This is a genomic window from Gordonia crocea (genome assembly GCF_009932435.1).
In the GTDB taxonomy this organism is placed as follows: domain Bacteria; phylum Actinomycetota; class Actinomycetes; order Mycobacteriales; family Mycobacteriaceae; genus Gordonia; species Gordonia crocea.
The window spans coordinates 1-20833 of record NZ_BJOU01000018.1; the positions used below are offsets into that span (position 1 = coordinate 1).

General features: G+C 70.0%; 16 protein-coding genes. 10 read left to right on the plus strand and 6 right to left on the minus strand.

The window, feature by feature from the left end; translation table 11 throughout:
- Positions 1-186 precede the first annotated feature (186 nt).
- The 3 genes from nbrcactino_RS16600 to nbrcactino_RS16610 all read left to right on the plus strand — a co-directional run bounded on the left by nbrcactino_RS16600 (position 187) and on the right by nbrcactino_RS16610 (position 3420).
- Entirely contained in the window at positions 187-1785 is a 1599-nt protein-coding gene (locus nbrcactino_RS16600; RefSeq protein ID WP_228460883.1) for an acyl-CoA synthetase, read from the plus strand.
- Positions 1786-1851: 66 nt separating this feature from the next.
- Positions 1852-2481, plus strand: a complete 630-nt coding sequence (locus tag nbrcactino_RS16605; protein ID WP_161928076.1) for a TetR family transcriptional regulator — start codon at positions 1852-1854, stop codon at positions 2479-2481.
- A gap of 12 nt (positions 2482-2493) precedes the next feature.
- Positions 2494-3420 carry an oxygenase MpaB family protein gene (locus tag nbrcactino_RS16610; protein WP_161928075.1) on the plus strand — a complete coding sequence of 309 codons (927 nt, stop codon included), beginning with the start codon at positions 2494-2496 and terminating at the stop codon, positions 3418-3420.
- Between the two features lie 18 nt (positions 3421-3438).
- Here nbrcactino_RS16610 and nbrcactino_RS16615 read toward each other — a convergent pair whose 3' ends face one another.
- From nbrcactino_RS16615 to nbrcactino_RS16630, 4 genes are all read right to left on the minus strand, one after another.
- The gene (locus nbrcactino_RS16615; protein ID WP_161928074.1) at positions 3439-4179 is read right to left on the minus strand and encodes a hypothetical protein; all 741 of its coding nucleotides are present in this window, start codon (positions 4177-4179) and stop codon (positions 3439-3441) included.
- Between the two features lie 63 nt (positions 4180-4242).
- Positions 4243-5322, minus strand: a complete 1080-nt coding sequence (locus nbrcactino_RS16620) for a DUF6670 family protein (protein ID WP_161928073.1) — start codon at positions 5320-5322, stop codon at positions 4243-4245.
- Positions 5315-8161, minus strand: a complete 2847-nt coding sequence (locus tag nbrcactino_RS16625; RefSeq protein WP_161928072.1) for an MMPL/RND family transporter — start codon at positions 8159-8161, stop codon at positions 5315-5317. The genes nbrcactino_RS16620 and nbrcactino_RS16625 overlap by 8 nt, the downstream gene beginning before the upstream one ends.
- An 8-nt stretch (positions 8162-8169) precedes the next feature.
- Positions 8170-8613 (minus strand): MmpS family transport accessory protein, encoded by a 444-nt coding sequence (locus tag nbrcactino_RS16630; RefSeq protein WP_228460881.1) that lies wholly within the window; start codon positions 8611-8613, stop codon positions 8170-8172.
- Positions 8614-8779: 166 nt separating this feature from the next.
- Between nbrcactino_RS16630 and nbrcactino_RS16635 the strand changes: the two genes are divergently transcribed.
- On the plus strand, positions 8780-9121 hold the full coding sequence (locus nbrcactino_RS16635) for a winged helix-turn-helix transcriptional regulator (RefSeq protein WP_161928071.1): 342 nt from the start codon (positions 8780-8782) through the stop codon (positions 9119-9121).
- Positions 9122-9199: 78 nt separating this feature from the next.
- On the opposite strand, the gene nbrcactino_RS16640 is transcribed toward nbrcactino_RS16635, so the two are convergent.
- Positions 9200-10018 (minus strand): acyl-[acyl-carrier-protein] thioesterase, encoded by an 819-nt coding sequence (locus tag nbrcactino_RS16640; protein ID WP_161928070.1) that lies wholly within the window; start codon positions 10016-10018, stop codon positions 9200-9202.
- 91 nt (positions 10019-10109) lie between these two features.
- Between nbrcactino_RS16640 and nbrcactino_RS16645 the strand changes: the two genes are divergently transcribed.
- The 5 genes from nbrcactino_RS16645 (at position 10110) to nbrcactino_RS16665 (ending at position 15951) form a co-directional block, all read left to right on the plus strand.
- Positions 10110-11774 carry an FAD-dependent oxidoreductase gene (locus tag nbrcactino_RS16645; protein ID WP_161928596.1) on the plus strand — a complete coding sequence of 555 codons (1665 nt, stop codon included), beginning with the start codon at positions 10110-10112 and terminating at the stop codon, positions 11772-11774.
- Positions 11775-11805: 31 nt separating this feature from the next.
- Positions 11806-13077 carry a glycosyltransferase family 4 protein gene (locus nbrcactino_RS16650; RefSeq protein WP_161928611.1) on the plus strand — a complete coding sequence of 424 codons (1272 nt, stop codon included), beginning with the start codon at positions 11806-11808 and terminating at the stop codon, positions 13075-13077.
- Complete coding sequence (locus nbrcactino_RS16655; RefSeq protein WP_161928597.1) at positions 13077-13790, plus strand: class I SAM-dependent methyltransferase; 714 nt, start codon at positions 13077-13079, stop codon at positions 13788-13790. Before nbrcactino_RS16650 ends, nbrcactino_RS16655 begins: the two co-directional genes overlap by 1 nt.
- 2 nt (positions 13791-13792) lie before the next feature.
- On the plus strand, positions 13793-14878 hold the full coding sequence (locus nbrcactino_RS16660; RefSeq protein WP_186343415.1) for an alpha-L-rhamnosidase-related protein: 1086 nt from the start codon (positions 13793-13795) through the stop codon (positions 14876-14878).
- Between the two features lie 215 nt (positions 14879-15093).
- Positions 15094-15951 (plus strand): LLM class F420-dependent oxidoreductase, encoded by an 858-nt coding sequence (locus nbrcactino_RS16665; RefSeq protein WP_161928598.1) that lies wholly within the window; start codon positions 15094-15096, stop codon positions 15949-15951.
- An 88-nt stretch (positions 15952-16039) separates the two neighbouring features.
- Here the strand turns inward: nbrcactino_RS16665 and nbrcactino_RS16670 are convergent, their stop codons facing one another.
- Positions 16040-16738, minus strand: a complete 699-nt coding sequence (locus nbrcactino_RS16670) for an MspA family porin (RefSeq protein WP_161928599.1) — start codon at positions 16736-16738, stop codon at positions 16040-16042.
- 212 nt (positions 16739-16950) lie between these two features.
- On the opposite strand from nbrcactino_RS16670, the gene nbrcactino_RS16675 reads away from it, so the two are divergent.
- Positions 16951-20793 carry an AAA family ATPase gene (locus tag nbrcactino_RS16675; RefSeq protein ID WP_161928600.1) on the plus strand — a complete coding sequence of 1281 codons (3843 nt, stop codon included), beginning with the start codon at positions 16951-16953 and terminating at the stop codon, positions 20791-20793.
- Positions 20794-20833: the final 40 nt, after the last annotated feature.

Here is a 20833-nt window from a genome sequence, read left to right on the forward strand (position 1 = left end):
TCATGATCCCGGTGCTCATGCTCGAGTCGCAGTTTGCGCCCGCAGACGATCCTCATCGACCCCCGCCATCCCAGCTACGTCAACCTGCCGGTCAGCCGCCCGATGCCGACGGCGCGGTAACCGTCCGCCGGGGCCGGTGGAAAGCGGTAACGTGCGCCACAGGAGCAGACCGGTCGCGAGGAGTTGATGGGCATGGCGCAGGGGAACGAGAAGTCCGACGGGCAGAACCGGACCCTGGCGCGCCAACACGCGCTCGGCGACCTGCCTCGTCGAACCGCGTTGCGCGTGCCGGACAAGGTGGCGATCGTCGACGGCGACACCCGCCTGACCTTCGCCGAGTTCGACGACTGCATCGAGCGCACCGCGGGCGCGTTGGCGGCCGCGGGATTGGTCAAGGGCGATCGGCTGGCCCTGCTCAGCCACAACTGTTGGCAGTTCGCGGTGCTCAACTTCGCCGCCGCCCGGGCCGGGGTGGTGCTGGTGCCGATCAACTTCATGCTCGGCGCCGACGAGATCGCCTTCATCGTCGACCACAGCGGCGCGGTGGGTTTCGTCGCCGAGGACGCCCTGGTGCCGACCGCCGACGCGGCGCTGGCCGCCGCGGGTGACGCGCAGGTCCGGGTGCGCGCGGTCATCGGAGCGGGGGCCGAGGGTTGGACCGACATCGCCGACTGGCTCGACTACGACGGCCCGGCGTTCACCGTCGCGGTCGGCGACGACGACCCGGTCCGGATGATGTTCACCTCCGGCACCGAGTCGCGCCCGAAGGGGGCCTTGCTGAGCGGCCGCTCGTTGATGTGGCAGTACGTCTCCTGCGTGATCGACGGGTCGATGAGCGCCGACGACGTCGAGCTGCACACCCTGCCGCTCTACCACTGCGCGCAGCTGGACTGCTTCCTCGGCGTCGACGTCTATCTCGGTGCGACCAGCATCCTGCTGCCCGGGCCCGACCCGGCGACGGTGCTGCGCGCCATCGCCGAGCACCGCGTCACCAAATTCTTCGCCCCGCCGACGGTGTGGATCGGCCTGCTGCGCCACCCCGACTTCGACGGCGCGGACCTCTCCAGCCTCCGCAAGGGCTATTACGGAGCGTCGCCGATGCCGGTCGAGGTGCTCAAAGAACTGCAGGAGCGACTGCCCGACGTGCAACTGTGGAACTTCTACGGGCAGACCGAGATGGCGCCGCTGGCGACCATCCTCGGACCCGAGGAACAACTGCTCCGGCCCGGATCGGCCGGGCGGCCGGCGATCAACGTCGAAACCCGGATCGTCGACGACGCCGACGAACCCGTCGCGCCCGGCGCCGTCGGGGAGATCGTGCACCGCAGCCCACATGCCACCCTCGGCTACTACAACGACCCGGCGAAGACCGACGAGGCTTTCCGCGCCGGCTGGTTCCACTCCGGCGATCTCGGCTACTTCGACGACGACGGCGTGCTCTACGTCGTCGACCGCAAGAAAGACATGATCAAGACCGGCGGGGAGAACGTCGCCAGTCGGGAGGTGGAGGAGGCCATCTACACCCACCCCGACGTCGCAGAGGTCTCCGTCTTCGGCATCAGCCATCCGCGCTGGGTGGAGGCCGTCGCGGCCGCGGTGGTGGCCCGCGAAGGCGTCGAGCTGACCGCCGAGGACGTCATCGCCCATGCCCGCGAGAAGCTCGCCGGCTACAAGGCGCCGAAGTACGTGGTCGTCGTCGACGCACTGCCCAAGAACCCGAGCGGCAAGATCCTCAAACGCCAGTTGCGCGACACCCACGCCGACCTCGCCGCGGGGGATTCCTGACCCCTATCCCGCGGCCGTGACAAGTAATCCTTCACATCCGTAGGAAAATGGTTTACCGTTGTCGGTATGAGCGTCGATACCGCTGCGCGACGAGAACGCGCCGCACACCTCGGGCCCGACCGTCGCCGTCCGCTGGTCCTCGACACCGCGCTGAAGATCGCGGTGGACAAGGGGCTGTCCGCGGTCAGTATCGCCGCCATTGCCGCCAACATGGGGGTGACGCGCCCGGTGGTCTACTCCTGCTATCCCGATCGCGTGGTGCTGCTGCAGGCGCTGATGGAGCGCGAATCGTCGCTGCTGCTCGAATCCACCCTCGCCGCCCTGCACACCGCCTCCGGCGACGACCCGGACCAGGCCTTCGTCGACGGCTACGCCGCGCTGCTCGCCACGGTGGCCAGCCGCCCCGAGTCCTGGCGCCTGGTCTTCGACGGCCGGCCCGACGTCGAACTGGCCAAGCCGGTCGCCGACGTGCGCCACATCATCTCCGAAGCGTCGACCCGCTGGATCGTGCCCGCGCTCCAACGATGGTGGGGCACTGAGGATTTGGAGCGCAAGACACCGGCGCTGATCGAACTGTTCGTCTCGTCGTGCGAGGCGGCCGTGCGCGTCATGCTCGACCCGGCCAACGACCTCACCGCCGAGGACCTCGCGCCGCTCTACGGCGCCATGATGTCTGCCGCGTACCGCGCGGCCTAAGGAGGACCAGCCTTGTTCGACCTCGCCGACTACCGAAGCACCGACTACGGGTTCTTCGGGCCCGACTCTATCTCCTGGAAGCTGTGGACCGCCCCGACCGCGCTGCTCGCCTTCCAGCGCTCGGTGGTGTTGGAGCACTTCGACCCGATCCTGACCGCGGCCGTCGCCGACATGGGCGGCATCTACGACGATCCGCAGCGCCGCCTCGACGCCACGCTGGCGTACTTCGTCACCGTGGCCACGGCCGACTCGCGCACGGCCATCGCCGCCTCCGAACACCTGATGGGGGTGCACGCCAAGGCCACCGGGATCGAGCCGATCACCGGACGCCGCTACAGCGCCAACAACCCCGCATCGCAGCTGTGGATCCACGTCACCGGCTGGCACTCGATCCTCAAGTGCTACGAGATGTACGGCCCCGGCCGCCTCTCCGACGAGGAGGTCGCGAGGTACTGGGCCGAGTCGCGCATCGCCGCCGAACTGCAGACCTGCGACCCGGCCGACATCCCGGCCGACCGCGACGAGGTGCGCGCCTATTTCGAGCGCGTGCGCCCCGGACTGTGCGTCACCGAGCGGGCCTTCCGCGGCATGCACTATCTCCTTCGCTCCGACGGCAACGCCAACCTGCGGCTGCGCATCGGGAGCCGGCTCATGGCCCCGGCGGTGATTGCCACGCTGCCGCGGTGGATGCGCGAGGTCGGCGGGTTCGACCAGCCCGGGCTCGTCGACGCCGCGTGGAAACCGATGGTGAAGGCGGCGGTGCGTGCCACGGCACACCCGGCGGTCGCGCAGCGGGCGATCCTGCCGCTCTCACCGATGACCTCGGCCGCCCTGGCCGCCCACCGTGCGGCGGGCGTGCCGGACAACCCGGTCGTCGTGACGCCGTCGCAGGGCCGCGAGCGCTACGGGACGGTCAACCGCCGCGTCGCCGTCGGCTGATCGTCGTCGTCGCGCGGGTCAGCCGTTGACGTAGGCTCCGAGGACGCGCTGGAGTTCGTCGAAGTCCGGCTTGGTGTGCAGCCGGTTGTCCTTGACGTCGCCCTGGATCATCGTGATCATCGGGCAATCCTTGGTCCGGTTGCCGTCGACCTGCACGTCGGCGACCTTCTTGCCGGTGCGTGCCTCGACGACCCGGCCCTTGTAGCGGCCCTGGTAGACCGGCACGTTGCCCTTGTCGAACTCGCATTCATCGACCTTCTCGCCCGACGACACGTCGTCGAGGCAGGCGACCAGCTGCACCTGGTGCTCGTCTCGGGTGCGCCACGCCTCCGGCGCGGTGTACGGCGCGCTCACCTGCTGCAGACTGGAGCCGGTGCCGCTGCGGGTGAAGATGATGATCGGGTGCGGGCCGGAACCGGTGTGCTCGGCCGCCTGCGGGAAGTAGGTCTTGTCGCAGACCTTGGACAGGTCGCCGGTGTACTTGAGTTCCTTGGCGGGCTTGGTCGACCAGAAGGTCCAGTACACCGAGTAGGCGAGGGCGGCGACGAGGACGACGCTGACCGCGGAGAGGATGCCCTTGGCCGCGCCGTTCAGCGGCTGCGACGCATTCCGGCCGCGCAGCGCGAACGCGATCCATCCGGCAATCGGCGCGAGTGCGCAGACGGCGAACACGATGCCGGGGAACACCCCGCCGTTCTTGAACGCGAGGAGAGAGAGGACCCCGCACGCGACGGTGACCAAAAGGGCGAGACGGATCATGGCGAACCCCCGGTGTATTGGCTGCTAGAACGCGGAAAAGCGTAGCACCGCACCGTCGCCCGGTCAGTCCGTCACGCGCATGTCGATCCACTCCAGGTAGCCGATGCCGGAGACCTCGCGCCCGTCGTAGGTCCCCGAGTAGTCGTAGGACCCGACGTAGCCGTTGCCGTGTCCGTAGCGCAGGGTGTCGTCGACGTGGCACTCCAGTCGCAAGACCTCGCGGCCGTCGCGGCGCGCGATCCAGGTGAAGCCGGCGGGCACCCGCATCGCGTTGCCATCGGGGTCCAACCGGGGTACGGCGGCCAGCTCGACGTCGCAGGTCACGTCCTCGAAGACGTCGGCGCGGCCGCCGACGGTCCGCACGTGCACCGTCCGGGCGGCCACCGCGCCGCGGGCGGTCACGTCGGTCAGCAGCAGTTGGGTCACCTCGTCGAGTTGGATGATCTGGTAGGTGAAGAAGTCGACCGGGAGGCGCAGGAGGCGCCCGACCGGGCGGCGCAACAACGACTGCGGACCCGCGCAGCGCGCGTACTCGACGGTGCCCAACCCGCTGATCGTCGTCGTCGTGTCGTCTACCAGGTCGGTGATGGCCCCGCGATACGGCGCCAGCAGGCTCAGATGTTGATAGACCGGGGTGTGGGTGAAGTAGGAGACCTGGTCGGTCAGGCTCAGGTCCAGTTCGATCTCGAAGGTGTCGTACCGGCCGGCCACCGACACCCGGTTGCCCGACCGCTCGACCGCCAGGTCCGTGGCCCAGCGCAGGCTCGACCCGTCGTCGGCGAACGACCCGTCGGCGGCGGCGTCGTATCCGGCGTAGTGGTGCTGGGCGGCGTGCGCCGTCGAGGACAGCACCGTCGTCGCGAGGCGCGCGTCGGCGCTGGCGTTGGCGCTGACGGTGTTGTCGAAGAGCTCGGTCCCGGTGGCGCCGATCAGCGTCATGACGTTCAGAAACCGGTGCGGCGCAGGCAGACTCGGGATGAAGACGCCGTAGTGCGTCCAGGCCCACCGGTTGGCGCCGACGTGCGGGCGCATCGCCGGGGTGCCGGTGTATGGCTCGCGCGACGCGGTGATGCGGCGGTCGAGCCGCGGGGCCACCCCGTCGACGATGAGTCGTGCGGCGGCGGTCGACATCGGTTTAGCCATTGCTCGTCCTGCTTTCCATGGTGAAGAACTTGGTCGGCCACCAGAACCAGCGGCCGCAGAGTCGGGCGACCGCCGGCATCACCAGCGAACGGATGATCAGGGTGTCGATCAGCAGGCCGAGCGCCACCGTCGTGCCGATCTGGCCGACGTTGCGCGCATCGCTGGCCAACATGGCCAGCATCGTCACGCCGAAGGTGATGCCAGCGGTGGTGACCACGCTGCCGGTGCCGACCATCGCGCGGATCAGCCCGGTGCCGCCACCGCCGCCGTACTCCTCGCGGAACCGGCTCACCAACAGCATGTTGTAGTCGGCACCGACGGCGACGAGGAAGCTGAACGCGATCGGTGTGACCGACCAGTGCAGCGGGTGGCCCAGCAGGCCCTGCCACACCGCCACCGAGACGCCCATCGCCGCCAGGTAGGACAGCGTGACCGTGCCGATGACCGCGATCGCGGCGACTAGGCTGCGCAACAACAGCAGCACCACGCAGAACACGAAGGCGAAAGCGGCGACGACGATCGCGATGAAGTCCTCGTGCGCGAAGGACTCGATGTTGAGCAGCGTCCCGCCCGGGCCGCCGATGCTGACCGTCGAGCCGGCGAGCGAGGTGCCCTTGAGCGACGAGGTCGCGGCCGGGATGACCTCGGCGCTGATGTCCATCGCCTCGCGGCTGAAACCCTCGACCTCCGGCGTCACGACCATGCGGGTGACCTTGCCGTCGGCGGAGAAGAAGTAGGGCATGCCCGACTTGAACAGGGGGCTCTCCAACGCCTGGCTGGGCAGGAAGAAGAAGCTGCCCGGCGAGCCGGCGGCGAAGGACTTGCTGACCTCGTCGATGAAGTCGGTGATCTCGGTGGTCTGCGGCAACAGCGCCGACAGCGTTCCCTTCAACGGCTTGATCACCGCCCGCGCCTGGCCGAGCGCCGAGCGCAGGACCGGGATCTGCTGCGACGCGGTGGGCAGGGCGCGGCTCACCGAACCGGCGCCGGCGGAGAGTTCGGCGATGGCCGACCGCAGCGCGGGCAGGTCGTCGAGGGCCGACAACCCGGCCAGCGCCTGGCGGCAGTCGCGGTTCTGCCGGCACTGGGGCGTGGCGCCGAGGGCCTTACGCGTCGGCGCGATCGACCGGGACAGGCCGTCGACCTTCCTCATCGTCGTATCGGTGGTCGTCGAGAGTCGTTGCGAGGCGCTGGCGAGTTGTGCGGCGCCGGCGTTGCCCTGGGCCAGGGCGTCGGCGAGGCCGTCGACCGCGGTGTTGAGCTCGTCGAGGGAGGTGGAGATCGAGTCGAGGTCGGCGATCCGGTGTTTGAGCAGGGTGGTCATCTGTGTGAACCGGTTGCCGATGTAGCCGATCTGGTTGGTCAGCGTGCCCTGGTCGAGCGGGCGGGCCAGCGGGCGGGTGATGCCCTGCACGGCGTCGATGCCGCGGATCGACGCGACCGAGTCGGTCATTTTGGCCAACGCGATGAGGTCGGCCGGGTTGCGCATGTCGTGGTCGGATTCAACGATCAACACGCTGGGCGCCATCACGTTGGGCGCGAGGTGGCGGTCGGCGGCGGTGAAGCCGAGGTTGGCCGGCGAGTCCGACGGTTGCGCCTTGCGCTCGTTGTAGCTCGGCGCATAGAAGGCCAGCGGGGCGATGGCGACGGCGAGAACGGCCAGCGACGCGGCGAGCACCGGCACCGGCCAGCGCACGACGGAGGTTCCGATGCGGTGCCAGCGGCGCAGGGACTTCTCGTCGCCGCGCGGTTCGGCGTAGCCGCGGCGGCTCAGTAGGGCCAACACCGCGGGTCCCAGCGTCAGCGCCGCCACCAGGGTGACGATGATCGCGATGGTGCACGGCAATCCGGCGGTGCTGAACATCGAGAGTCGGGTGGCCGTCAGGCAGGCCATCGCGCCGGCGACGGTGAGCGCCGAGGCGATGATGATGTGCTGCACGCCGGCCAGCGCCGCATAGTACGAATCCTCCGGGGACAGGCCCTTGCGGCGGTTCTCCTGATAGCGGCCGAGGAGGAAGATGCCGTAGTTGGTGCCCGCGCCCAAGACCACCACCGCAGAGAGGGCGGCGGCGAAGATCGACACGTCGAGCAGGTTCAGCTCGGCGAGCACCGCGATGGTGGAGCGGGCCACGGCCAGCCCGGCGCCGACCGTCAGCAGCGGGACGGCCGCGGTGATCGGTGAGCGGTAGACGATGAGCAGGATCACCGTCACCAGCAACGCGCTCAGTGCCACCAGGAGGAACATCGAGTCGGCGATGGCGATCATCTCGTCGTTGACGACGGCCGACGGGCCGGTCAGGTGCACCTGCACGCCCGGCGGCGGGGAGGTGGCGGCGATGGTCTCGCGGGCGACGCGGGTGGACTCCATCGCCAGTGCGGTGCCCATGTTCCCGTGCAGGTTCACCAGCGCATATGCGACCTTGCCGTCGTTGCTCTCGGCGACCGGCGCCAGATCGGGATCGGACCACAGGTCCATCGCCGAGCTCACGTGCGTCGTGTCCGACGTCAGCTTCTGCAGGACGTTTTGGTAGTAGACCTTGGCGTCGGAGCCGAGCCGGTCCTGGCCTTCGAGGAGCAGGTAGACGAAGTTGTTGGAGCCGCCGCCGTTGCGCTCCCCGCTGCCGAAATAGGTGCCCATCTTGGTCAGCGCCTGCACCGACGACGCGGAGTCGGGCAGGAAGGACTGGGCCTTGCGTATCACGACTGATTCCAATTGCGGCACAGCAAGATTGAGTACGACGATCAGCAGCAGCCAGGCTCCGATGACCGGCGCCGAGAAGCGGTAGAGGAAGCGCGCGAAGCGCGGGCGAGCGGCGGGGGCGTCGGCTGTTGTGGTCATCGGGGGTCCTAGGCGGTGGGGACGGCGCAATTGACGACGGGTTCGCTGTTGCCGTTCCGTTCGACGTCCCGGTCGGTGCCGTTGACGCGGATGGCGCAGGAGGCGTCGCCGGTCGCGTGGACCTGGGCGAGGACGCCGACGGCGACGGTGAAGTCCTGTGTGGTCAGGGTGGTCCGCCAGGGGAGGGTGACTTGTTCGTCGGTCACCCCGGAGCCTGGGACGAGGTAGGAGACGGTGGCGCGGGCGCCGGCGGGGCCGGTGACGCGGTACTCGATGGTCTTGGTCCGGGGTACGCCGACCTGAGGGGCGGTGGGGGCGTGACCGATGGCCCGGTCGGGGATGTGGCTGAGGCGGAGGCGGCCGACATACAGCGCAGACACGGCGAGCACTGCGATGACGACGATCATCATCCAGCGGGTGCGCGGCTTGGCGCGCGGGGTCGGCTGCTGCACGGACACCTCCAAAGTTGGTACGGATTATGTATCGATGACATTGAACGTTGTCAACGTTTTCCGGCGAAGGTGGTGGCCGTCATTCACTGGTGTAGGAAGTAGTGTGGATCACAGTGCCGTCCTCGGCGATGGCGGGCGGTTGCGTGGGTGGCGATACCATTGCTGCATGTCAGAGCAACCAGCAATCCCCGGGCGCCCGGTCCGCGGGTCGGACAGCGGGCGGCCGGTCATGGCCGCGTTCGACCTACTCGGCCGGCGTTGGATGCTCCGGATGCTGTGGGAAATGCGGTTGGGGTCGGTCCGCTTTTCCGAGTTCCGAAACCGGATTCCAGAGGCATCGCCGACGACGATCTCCCAGCGCCTCGACGAGTTACTCGAGGCGCGCATCATCAGCCGGACGAAGTCGGGCTATCGGCTGACCAAGCATGGTGCCGCGCTCTTGCTCGCCCTCGGACCGTTGGAGTTGTGGGCTCAATCGTGGGGGGCGCGCTTCGGCGACGACGGGTGAGGGCCCAGTCGGCGAGATCGAGGGCCCAGTCGGCGGGAATGAGGGCCCAGTCGGCGGGAATGAGGGCCCAGTCGGCGATTAGGAGGTCGGGAGGGGGCCGAGCCAGATCGTCGCCGCGACGATCGGATCAGCGTCGGGCTTGTGCAGGAGCAGCCAGAGCGTCAGTTCATCGCCCTCGCGCACCCGGCGAATGGTCAGCCGGGCGCCCGGCTCGATCGGGCGCAGATACTCGATGACCAGCCGGTGCGGACCCTCGATCAACTCCGGATGGGCGAGGATCTCGTCCTCCAACACCGCCAGGTAGGCGGCGTTGTTGAGGTGCTTGAACGGGTCGTAGTCCACCGCGCGCAGGATGTGCTCGCGGTCCGGCTCGGTACCCGCCGCCGGCGCCTTCTCCGGGTTCATCGACTTCCACCGCAGCCGGTGCTCGGTGTTCATCGAGCTCAACATCTCGAAGGCCGCGTCGGACAGCCGCGTCGGCATGCCCTGGTCGTTGACCAGGATCCAGAACGCCTCGGTCTCGACGAGGCCGTCCTCGCGCGGTTCCGGGTTGAACAGATTGGTCTCGTGCTGGGCGGTCATCCGGACCCGCATGTTCGTCCACCGCGTCGAGAGGGCACCGCACCAGCGCTGCGCGGTCACCGTCGCCGGCCACGAGATCGGGCGGATCACGTCGACGATGGTGCGGCGCACGATCCAGAACGGATCGGACTGCCAGAATTCGGTCGCCTCGATGTTGTCGTTGGCGATGTCCTGCAGATATCGCGCGATCGAATCGAGCCGGACGCGCATGTCCTGATCGATGTCACCGGTCCGCACCCGGTACTGCGCTTCGAAGTACTGCGCGGTGTCGAGCCGGTCGCCGAGGGGCTGGTGTGGGGCGGGGTTGCTGGTCACGATCTCCCTTGTGGATTGGGCGCGGATTGGTGCGCTAGAGTTGTTCTCAAATAGAACAGGTTCTACCTGACGATCCGCGAGGTATCACCAGATGGCGCACGTTATCACCCGGCCGTGTTGCAACGATGGCAGCTGCGTAAGCGTTTGCCCGGTCAACTGTATCCACCCGACGCCGGATGAGCCGGAGTTTCTGACGGCCGAGCAGCTCTACATCGACCCGGAAACCTGCATCGATTGCGGTGCCTGCATCGATGAGTGCCCGGTCGAGGCGATCCTCCCCGACGACCAGCTCGAGGAAAAAGACGAGCCCTACCTGCAGATCAACGCCGACTACTACAAGGACCACGAGGTGGACGGCGGACTCGTCCCGCCGAAGAAGGCCCCGCCGCTGCCGGACAAGCCGCTGCACGTCGCCATCGTCGGCGCCGGCCCGGCCGCGCTCTATGCCGCCGAGGTCCTCGTCCGCAAGCCGTCGATCACCGTCGACGTCTTCGACCGCCTGCCCACCCCGCACGGCCTGGTGCGCTTCGGCGTCGCCCCCGACCACGCGGCCACCAAGCTCGTCGAACGCGGCTACCTGTCCACCGCCAACAAGAAGAACTTCAACTACTTCCTCAACGTGCGCGTAGGCGAGCACATCAAGCACGACGAGCTCGCGCAGCGCTACCACGCGGTCATCTACGCGGTGGGTGCGGCGACCGACAAGCGCCTGGGCATCGCGGGTGAGGACCTGTCCGGCTCGATCTCGGCCACCGAGTTCGTCGCCTGGTACAACGGCCACCCCGACTATGTCGACCTCGACGTTGACCTGTCCGCCGAGCGCGCCGTGGTCGTCGGGAACGGCAACGTCGCCCTGGACGTGGCGCGCATCCTGGCCACCGACCCCGACGTGCTCGCCAAGACCGACATCGCCGAGCACGCGCTGGCCAAGCTGCGTGAGTCCAACATCCGCGAGGTCATCGTGCTGGGCCGCCGCGGTGTCGCGCAGGGCGCCTACACCAACAGCGAGTTCCTGGCGCTCGGCGACGTGGAGGGCCTCGACATCGTCATCGAGTCCGACGAACTGGGTCTCGACCCGATCTCGGCGGCCGCCGGCGACGAGCTGGACTCGACCATCGCCACCAAAGTCCGCCTGGCGAACGAGTTTTCGGAGCGGTCGGCCGACGGCGACCGCCGCATCGTCTTCCGCTTCCTGGCCTCGCCGGTGTCCATCAACGGCGACGACAAGGTCGAATCGGTCACCATCGTTAAGAACGCCTACGGCGACGACACCGACCGGGTGACCGTGCACGCCACCGACGAGACGACCACCGTCGACGCCGGGCTGGTGCTGCGGTCCATCGGCTACAAGGGCCACGCCGACGCGGTGCCCGACCTGCCCTTCGATGACGAGCGCGGCATCGTCCCCAACGACGCCGGCCGGGTCCTCGACGACGGCGAGCAGATGACCGGCGTCTACGTCACCGGCTGGATCAAGCGCGGCGCCACCGGCGGCATCGGCCGCAACCGGCTGTGCGGCGAGGAGACCGCCGAAGCCGTCATCGCCGACTTCATCGAGGACAAGCTCGTCGACCCGCAGGCATCGCGCGAGGAAATCGAGCAGCTCGTCGTGGAGCGCGGGGCACACCTCATCGACCTGGACGGATGGAAGAACATCGACGCCGCGGAGAAGGCGGCCGGACGCGAATCCGGACGCCCGCGGATCAAGCTCACCGACGTCTCGGCGCTCGAGGCCGCAGCCGGATCGGCAGAATAGGCGCATGCCGACCACCAGCGCCTCGGGCGCACTGCGCATCGCACTGCTGTCTTACCGGAGCAAGCCGCACTGTGGCGGGCAGGGTGTCTATGTGCGCCACCTCTCGCGCGAGCTCGCCCTGCTGGGCCACGACGTGGAGATCTTCTCCGGCCAGCCCTACCCCGAGCTCGACCAGGTGGCCATCGACGCCGGCGTGCGGATCACCAAGGTGCCCAGCCTCGACCTGTACGGCGAGCCGGAACCGTTCCGCAACCCGCGCCTGAGCGAATACCGCGACTGGATCGACGCGATCGAGGTCGCCCAGATGTGGACCGCCGCCTTCGGTGAGCCGCTCACGTTCAGCCTGCGCGTGGCGCGGCTGCTGGAGCAGCGGCGCGACGACTTCGACGTGGTGCACGACAACCAGTCCCTGGGCTACGGCCTGCTGCGGCTGCCGACGATGGGCTTCCCGCTCGTCGCGACGATCCACCACCCGATCACCCGCGACCGCGCCCTGGCCATCAAGGCGGCCAAGGGCTGGCGCAAGATCACCGCGGCTCGCTGGCACTCGTTTTTGGCCATGCAGGGCCGGGTCGCGCGTCGGATCCCGGTGCTGCTCACCGTGTCCCGCAGCAGCGAGGTGGACACCCGCAAAGCCTTCAAGATCCCGGTCGGGCGGATCGCGACGATCCCGCTCGGCGTCGACACCGAACTGTTCGCCCCGCCCGGGCAGGCGCAGCGAGAGTCGGCCGTCACGTCGCGCGTCCCCGGTCGGGTGGTGTGCGTCGCCAGCGCCGATGCCCCGCTCAAGGGTGTCTCCTACCTGCTGGAGGCCATCGCCAAGGTGGCCGCCGAACGCCCCGTCGACCTGACCCTGGTGTCCAAGCTCGACCCCACCGGACCGTCGGCCCGGCTCATCGAGCAGTTGTCGATCGGCGAGAGCGTCCGCGTCGTCAACGGCATCGACGACGAGGAGTTGGCCGACCTGCTGGCCAGCGCCGAGGTCGCCGTCGTGCCGTCGCTGTACGAGGGCTTCTCGTTGCCGGCGGTGGAGGCCATGAGCTGTGGCACCCCGCTGATCGCGACGCGCGCCGGGGCCATCCCGGAGGTCGTCGGTGAGGGCGACGGGGCCGGCGCCGTGCTGGTGCCGCCGCGCGACTCGGGGGCCATCGCCCAACAGTTGCTCAGGCTGCTCGACGACGAGCAGGCGCGCACCGACCTCGGGGCCGCCGCCCGGCGCCGCGTCGAGGAGAACTTCAGCTGGGCGGCGGTGGCCGCCAAGACCGTCGAGCAGTACCGCACCGCGATTGAGGGGGAGAAGTAATGCTGACCGTGGATTTCGATCGGCTCGCCGTCGGGCCGGAGACCCAGGCCATCGACATCGGCGCCGGGCAGGGACGGCACTCGTTTGAGATGTTCCGCCGCGGTGCCGACGTCATCGCCTTCGACCAGTCCGAGTCCGACATGGCCGACGTCGGCGAGATGTTCGACGCCATGATGGCCGAGAACCAGGTCCCCGCGTCGGCGAAGGCGCGCGCCGAGGTCGGTGATGCGCTGCACCTGCCGTATGCCGACGACACCTTCGACGTGGTGTTGATGTCGGAGATCCTCGAGCACGTCCCGGCCGACGAGGCCGCGATCGCCGAGATGGTCCGCATCCTCAAGCCCGGCGGCAAGGCCGCGGTGACCGTGCCGCGGTACTGGCCGGAGAAGGTGTGCTGGGCGCTGTCGGACGAGTACCACGAGGTCGAGGGCGGGCACGTCCGCATCTACCGGGCCTCGGAGTTGGCGGCCAAGCTCGAGGCGGCGGGCCTGCTCGTCACCGGGACCGGCCACGCGCACGCGCTGCACGCGCCGTACTGGTGGATCAAGTGCGCCGTCGGCGTGGAGAACGACCGCAACCCGCTGGTCCGCGGCTACCACCAGCTGCTGGTGTGGGACATGATGTCGGCCCCGACGGTGACCCGCACCGCGGAGAAGCTGCTGAACCCGGTGATCGGCAAGTCGGTCATCCTGTACCTGGAAAAGCCTGCATAACGGTGGGCTCCCTCCCCGAGTTGCCCGGTGTCCTGAGCGCGGCACAGGTCGGCGCCACCGGTGCCGCGATCGCCGCGATGCAGGAGCGCTCCGGTGCGCTGCCGTGGTTCCCGGGCGGCAAGACCGATCCGTGGGACCACGTCGAATCGGCGATGGCGCTCTCGGTGACCGGGTTCGACGAGCAGGCCCGGGCGGCGTACCGGTGGTCGGCGCGCACGCAGCGCCCCGACGGGTCGTGGCCGATCGAGTTCCGCGGCGGCACCGTCGTCGACCCGAACATCGACAGCAACTTCTGCGCCTACCTCGCCGTCGGGGTGTGGCACCACTACCGCACCAGCGGTGACCTCGACTTCCTCGCCGAGATGTGGCCGACGGTGCGCGCCGCCATCGACCTGGTCTGCCGGTTCCAGCGCGACGACGGGGCATTCCGATGGGCCGCCGACGCGACGAGTCTCGCCATGTTCGACGAGGCGCTGCTCACCGGTAACGCCAGCATCCTGCATTCGCTGGACTGTGCCGGGCGGATCGCCGAGACGATGGACGACGCGGACAGCGCCGAGCGCTGGGCGTCGGCGCAGGCGCGGTTGGCGCGGGCTTTCGCGTCGGCCTTCGCCGACGTCGACGGGGCGCCGGCTGGCGTCGTGCCCGGCGTCTTCGTCGCACCGTCGTCGCACTCGATGGACTGGTACTACCCGGTGCTCGGCGGTGCGGTGCGCGACGAGCGGGCGCACGCTCTGATCGACCGGCGGTGGGACGAGTTCGTCGTCGCCGGCAAGGGGATCCACTGCATCGACCACCGGCCGTGGGTGACCGGCGCCGAGACGAGCGAACTGGCCCTGGCGCTGGAGTCGATCGGCCGCGTCGACGAGGCGGTGGCGTTGATCGACGACATCGGGCACCTGCGCGATCCCGACGGGTCGTACTGGACCGGCCTGGTCTACGCCGACGGGAAGCGCTGGCCGGTGGAGAAGAGCTGCTGGACCTCGGCCGCCGTCGTGCTCGCCGCCGACGCGATCAGCCGCGCCTCGGCGGGCAACGGAATCTTCCGCGATGTCCGCGCGGCCGCCGAGCCCGTCGCCGCCCGCTAACCCCGCCTTCGCCGACTGGGCCCGTTTTCCCGCCGACTGGGCCCTCATTCGTGCCGACTGGGCCCTCTTTCCCGTCGACTGGGCCCTCATTCCTGCCGACTGGGCCCTCATTCCTGCCGACTGGGCCCTCATTCCTGCCGACTGGGCCCTCGCGCCGCCGGATTAGAACGTGTTACAGTTCTCTCAACTAGACACCTGTCCAGGAGGGGCGTCCGATGGAATTCGGAATCGTGCAGTTCACCAGCGACCGCGGCTTGCCGCCGCAGGTCTTGGCGCCGTTGATCGAGCAAGCCGGCTTCGCGTCGTACTACGTCCCCGAGCACGGCCACATCCCGACGAGGCGCGACGCCGCGCACCCGGGGACCGGTACCTCGGAGCTGCCCGACGACCGGTACATGCGCACCCTCGACCCGTGGACGACGCTGGCCGCGGCCGCCGCGGTTACCGAGCGCATCCGCCTCGCGACGGCCGTCGCCCTGCCGGTGCAGTCCGACCCGATCACCCTGGCGAAGACCATCGCCACCCTCGACCACCTGTCGCAGGGGCGGGTGACGCTCGGCGTCGGGTTCGGATGGAACCTCGACGAGCTGGCCGACCACAAGGTTCCGCCGAAGCGCCGTCGCACCATGCTGCGCGAGTACCTCGAGGCGATGCGCGCCCTGTGGACGCAGGAGGAGGCCGAGTACGACGGCGAGTTCGTGCAGTTCGGCCCCAGCTGGGCATGGCCCAAGTCGACTCAAGACCACATCCCGGTGCTCGTCGGCGCGGCCGGCAACGAGAAGAACTTCAAGTGGATCGCGCGCAGTGCCGACGGCTGGATCACGACGCCGGGCGAGGCCGACATCGAAGGCTCGGTGGGCCTGCTCAAGCAGATCTGGTCCGACGCCGGGCGCGAAGGCGATCCGCAGATCGTCGTCCTAGACTTCAAGCCGGTGCCGGAGAAGCTGGAGAAGTGGCGCGAACTCGGCGTCACCACGGTGCTGTACGGCCTTCCCGACGACACGGTCGAGCGGGCCTCCGGCTACCTCGCGAAGCTCGCCGGGAAGCTGGGCCTGGCCCCTGCCACGGTCTGACCGCGACCCGCCGCCCTGAGAACGCGAACAGCGCGCCGAGCCCCCCGGACTCGGCGCGCCGTCTCACACCAGATCTCGATGACCTCTCTCAGACCTGGCGAGCATTCCCCAATGAGGCGAGCTGGTAGACACCCGTCGTCGTGGTGACGATGATCCGGGCGTAGGGGCGAACAGACACCGGTCCGACCGCGTTGGTCACCGACAGGTGGATCGCATCCCAGAAGACCTCGAACACCGGCGCGGTCATCTCCACCTTCGTCACGTCGACCTCGTGGATCTTTCCGGGGGCGACGGTGAAGCTCAGGTCGACGGGCGGGAGGACGGTGGCCTCGGCGCCGCTCTCGACACCGGCTTCACCGGCCTTCAGGCCGACGCCGTCGGCGCCGCCCTTCACCTCGGGAGCGACCTTGGCAACGATGCCGCCCTGGAGCTTGAGGTCGGGGGTGTGCAGGGTGATCGCGACCCCGTCGGGGGCGACCGCCACCGGGTAGCCGAACTGGTAGCCCAACACGACCGTGGCCTTGATGACCTTGCCGTCGAGCCCGGTGACCGCGGCCTTGGAGTCGACGGTGAAGAACGTCTCCTTGGTGAACGGGTTCGAGTCGAGGGGGGCGGTCGGCTTGGTGTTGGTGATCGCCGAGGCAAGGGTGATGGCGTGGCCGTCGGCGGTCGTCTTGTGCGACACCGCAGCATCGGCCGGGCTCGGCACGGCGCCGAGGATGGCGGCCGCGGCGACGATCGCCAGGGACAGCGGACCCGCGACGCGGGAAGCGATTGCGTGGAACATGGGCTGTACTTTCTTCCCTTCCCCGTTGGGTGATCCTTGCTGATCGGCACTGGTGCGCCGGTCGTGTCACCACTGTGCGGCGCGCCGCCGGCCCACCCCAATCCGCCGGCCTTCCGGCGCGGCATCCGCGCAGGTCAACCGGTATGCAGGGGTTTTCCGGACCGGATCGCACAGAATCCGGAAATCGCCGTCACCTGCGGTAACGTTTCGATGTGACCCCGGCCCCCGACGACGCGACGACGAGGTTCGGCGACCAACTCGCCGCGTTGTTCGACGCGGCCGGATCGCCGACGTTGGAGACCGTCTCGCGCGGGGCGGCCAAGCTCGCGCCGGGACGGTCGAAGGCCTCGGTGCAGCGCATCAGCGATTGGCGCCGCGGCCGCCACCTGCCCGCCTCCTTCGACTCCCTCGAGCCGGTCATCACGTGGCTGATCCTGCGGGCGCAGATGCGCAACCCCGATCACCCGGTACCGCCGCTGCCGCGCTGGCGCCAATGGTGGAGCAGTGCGCGCGAGGACGGTTCGGCGGCCATCCCACCGCCCGGTCCGCCGGTCGAACAGCCATACGCCGGGCTCGCCCCGATGACGGCCGAGCAGCGCGACGTCTTCTTCGGCCGCGACGAGGTGCTGGCCGACCTGGCCGGGCTCATCGCCGACGCGGCCGGACAGGATTCGTTGCGCGATCGCATCGTCGTCGTCACCGGGGTCTCCGGCGCGGGCAAGTCGTCGCTCCTCGGCGCGGGCCTCGCTCGGTTGACCGCTGATCGCGCGGCCGGCGGCCGCTGGCGGGTCGACCGCCGGTTCGCCGTCGAGCTCGTCGACGAGACCGACGAGCCTGGCGAGACCGGCGAGACCGGCGACAGCGCCGAGGATCAGCCCGGCGTCGCCATCCACGTCGTCGACCAGTGCGAGGGGCTGCTCGTCGGTGGCGGATACGACGCCGCGCAGGTCGATGCCGCCGTCGCGCAGATCCTGGCGCTGGCCGCCGCCCCGGGCGGCGTCGTCGTGCTCGGCATCCGGGCCGATATGTACGAGCGCGCCGCCGAGATCGACGTCCTGGCCCACGCCTGGCAGCGGCGGTCGCTGATCGTCGGGGCGATGACCGAGGACCAGCTCGCCGACGTCATCGCCAAGCCGGCCAAGCTCGCCGGACTGCGCGTGGAACCCGGACTGGCCGCGCGGATGATCGCCGACCTGCGCGTCGCCTCGTTCTCCGACGCGGAGAACCGGGCCGGTCAGTTGCCGCTGCTGGCCCACGTCCTGGCCGAACTGGCGCGCCAACGCCGCGGCGAATCGCTCACGCTGGCCGGCTACCGGGCGATCGGCGGGGTCGGGTCGGCGATCGCCGCCACCGCCGAGGACGCCTATACCGGGTTGTCCGACGCCGACCGCCCCGTCGCCGATCGGCTGTTGCTGGCCCTGGTGCACGTGGCCGCCGACCGGATCGTGGTCCGGGTGCGCCTCGACCCGCTGTCCATCGCCGCCGTCGACCCCGACCACGACGCGCTGACCCGTGTCGTCGAACAACTGGCCGCCGCGCGTCTGCTGACCGTCAGCAGTACCGGCATCATCCTCATCCACGACGCGGTGCTCACCCAGTGGCCGCGGTTGGTCGAGTTGATCGAGCGCTCCCGCGTCCTCAAACCGGTCTTGCAGCGGATCAGCGTCGACGCGGGGGAGTGGGAGGGCAGCGGCCGGGACGACGCCCAGCTCTACGACGAGGCCCGCTATCACCGCAGCGCCATCGTCGCCGACGACCCGCTGCTGCCCGCGCGCGCCCGGACCTTCCTCACCGCCAGCGGCGAGCACCTCGAACGGGTTACCCGCCGACGGCGGATGCGCCAGACCGCCACCGCTCTGCTCGCGGTCGCGGCCCTGATCGCCGCGGTCGTCGCCATCGGCGGCAACGTGGCGCTCGGCCACCAGCGCGACGACGCGCGGTTCGCCGAACTGCTCTCCACCGCCGAGCAGACCCGCGCCACCGACCCCGGGTTGGCCGCCCAACTCTCCGTCGCGGCGTGGCGGCTGCGGCCCGACGACCCGGCGGCGCGTTTCGGCGTCCTGCGCACCCAGGATCTGCCGCTGCCCCGCACGGGCGAGGAACTGCACGGCGGTTCGATTTACGACCTGGTCGTCGCCCGGTCGCGCGGCCTCGTCGCCACCGCCAGCTATGACCGCACCGTGCGCCTGTGGCACGCCCCGGACCTGCGTCCCTATCCGACGCCGCTGTACGCCGGCGCCTATGTCACCTCGGTGGCGTTCACCCCCGACGGGCAGCGCCTGGCGATGGCCGCGGGCGACGGGTCGGTCACCGTCTACGACGTCGCCGACCCGGCGCGCCCGACGCTGCTGAACCGCCTCGCGGTGCCCGCCAACGCCGGGACCGCCTACATCCTGACGTTCAACCGCGACGGCAGCGTGCTGGCCACCAGCCACGACAACGGCACCGTGGCACTGTGGGACGCGCGACGGGGATTCGCCCCGCTCGGCAGCGCCGACGGCGGGTCCGGGCCGGTCCGCAGCGTGGCGTTCAGCCCGACCGCGCCGGTGCTCACCGCGGCCACCACCGGCGGGACGGTCCTCGTCGTCGACGTGGCCGACACCCGTGCGCCTCGCGTCGTGGCGAAGCTCGGCGACGGCCGCGATATCGGCTGGCACTCGGTGGCGGTCTCCCCCGACGGCCGGCTCCTCGCCGGGGGGCGCGACAACGGGACGATCGGCATCTGGGACCTCGCCGACCCGGCCGCGCCGGGCGCCGTCGGGTTCACCATCGCCGCCCACCCCGACGCCATCTGGTCGTTGGATTTCTCCGCCGACGGGAAGACCCTCATCTCCGGCGGGCTCGACGGGGCGGCCCGCCGGTGGGCCGTCGGCGACGTGTTGGACCCGCGGATGCAGCGCCAACCGTTGCAGCAGATCGGCCGGGAGATGCGGTCGGGGCGCGGCGGGATCATGGCGGCGGACTTCCTGGCCGACGGCACCCTGTTGACCGCCGGCGGACCGCGCTCGATCAGCGCGTGGGATCTGCCCGCCTCGCCGATGCCGGGCCACCGTTCACCCATCCGGCGGCCCGCCGCCGATGCGGCCGGCAGCGTCGTCGTCACCGCGGGCGCCCTGCGGATGATCGTGTGGCGGATCGAGCACGGTCTGCCGTCACTCGCGTCGACGATCCTGCTGCCGGGGAACCGGTCGGCGCGCGATGTCTCGGTCAGCCCGGACGGCCGGCTGCTCGCCGCGGCCGCCGACGGCGGGGGAGCGGTCTTCGTCTACGACATTGCGGCGCGGGAGGCGCCCACGCTGGTCGCGACGCTGCCGGTGCGCACGCGCCACCTCGGGCTGGTCGCCTTTGCGCCGCGCGGGTCGGTGCTGGCCGCCGCCGACACCGACTCGTCGATGCGGCTCTGGTCGCTCGCGGACCCCGCCTCGCCGCGCCAACTCGGCGCGTTGAACGGGTCGGACGGCTTTGTGCAGACCGTGGCGTTCAGCCCCGACGGCACGACGATCGTCGTCGGGTCGGCGGACTGGCGCGCGTACCGGTGGTCGATCACCGATCCCGCCCACCCCGTCGGACCGGTTGTCGAGAGCGCCCACCAGGGGATGGTGCTCAGCGCGGAGTTCAGCGCCGACGGCCACTACCTCTACACCGGTTCAGACGACTCGACGCTCGTCGTGCGGCGCATCGACGGCACCTCGTCGACGGTGGTGAGCCGGATCGGGCGGCCGTCGCGGGTCACGTCGCTGTCCCGCTCGGCCGACGGGCGCTGGCTGGCGGCGGGGACCGACCGCGGCACCGAGTTGTGGTCGCTGGGGAATCCCGCCCAGCCGCGGCTGGAGGGCGTCGGGTTCGGCGGCCACTCGGATGCCTTGCTGATGCGCACGGTGGCCTTCGGCGGGTCGTCGCAGGTGTTCGTCGGCGGCCACCAACTGCTCTCCTGGTGGCTGATCGATGTCGACCAGCAGGCCCGACGGGTGTGTTCGGCCACCGGCGGCGGGCTCACCAAAACGCAGTGGCGCAGCGCGGCCCACTCGCTCCCGTTCCGCGGCGTGTGCGCCTGACCCGGTTCCGACCTCGAAGCGGTGGTCGGCTGGTCGGCGA

What these genes read in the sequence shown, in the direction of transcription:
- nbrcactino_RS16600 (WP_228460883.1), top strand. Translation starts at nt 187, where the DNA reads ATGGGCATGGCGCAGGGGAACGAGAAGTCCGACGGGCAGAACCGGACC.
- nbrcactino_RS16605 (WP_161928076.1), top strand. Translation starts at nt 1,852, where the DNA reads ATGAGCGTCGATACCGCTGCGCGACGAGAACGCGCCGCACACCTCGGG.
- nbrcactino_RS16615 (WP_161928074.1), bottom strand. Translation starts at nt 4,179, where the DNA reads ATGATCCGTCTCGCCCTTTTGGTCACCGTCGCGTGCGGGGTCCTCTCT.
- nbrcactino_RS16620 (WP_161928073.1), bottom strand. Translation starts at nt 5,322, where the DNA reads ATGGCTAAACCGATGTCGACCGCCGCCGCACGACTCATCGTCGACGGG.
- nbrcactino_RS16625 (WP_161928072.1), bottom strand. Translation starts at nt 8,161, where the DNA reads ATGACCACAACAGCCGACGCCCCCGCCGCTCGCCCGCGCTTCGCGCGC.
- nbrcactino_RS16635 (WP_161928071.1), top strand. Translation starts at nt 8,780, where the DNA reads ATGTCAGAGCAACCAGCAATCCCCGGGCGCCCGGTCCGCGGGTCGGAC.
- nbrcactino_RS16645 (WP_161928596.1), top strand. Translation starts at nt 10,110, where the DNA reads ATGGCGCACGTTATCACCCGGCCGTGTTGCAACGATGGCAGCTGCGTA.
- nbrcactino_RS16655 (WP_161928597.1), top strand. Translation starts at nt 13,077, where the DNA reads ATGCTGACCGTGGATTTCGATCGGCTCGCCGTCGGGCCGGAGACCCAG.
- nbrcactino_RS16665 (WP_161928598.1), top strand. Translation starts at nt 15,094, where the DNA reads ATGGAATTCGGAATCGTGCAGTTCACCAGCGACCGCGGCTTGCCGCCG.
- nbrcactino_RS16670 (WP_161928599.1), bottom strand. Translation starts at nt 16,738, where the DNA reads ATGTTCCACGCAATCGCTTCCCGCGTCGCGGGTCCGCTGTCCCTGGCG.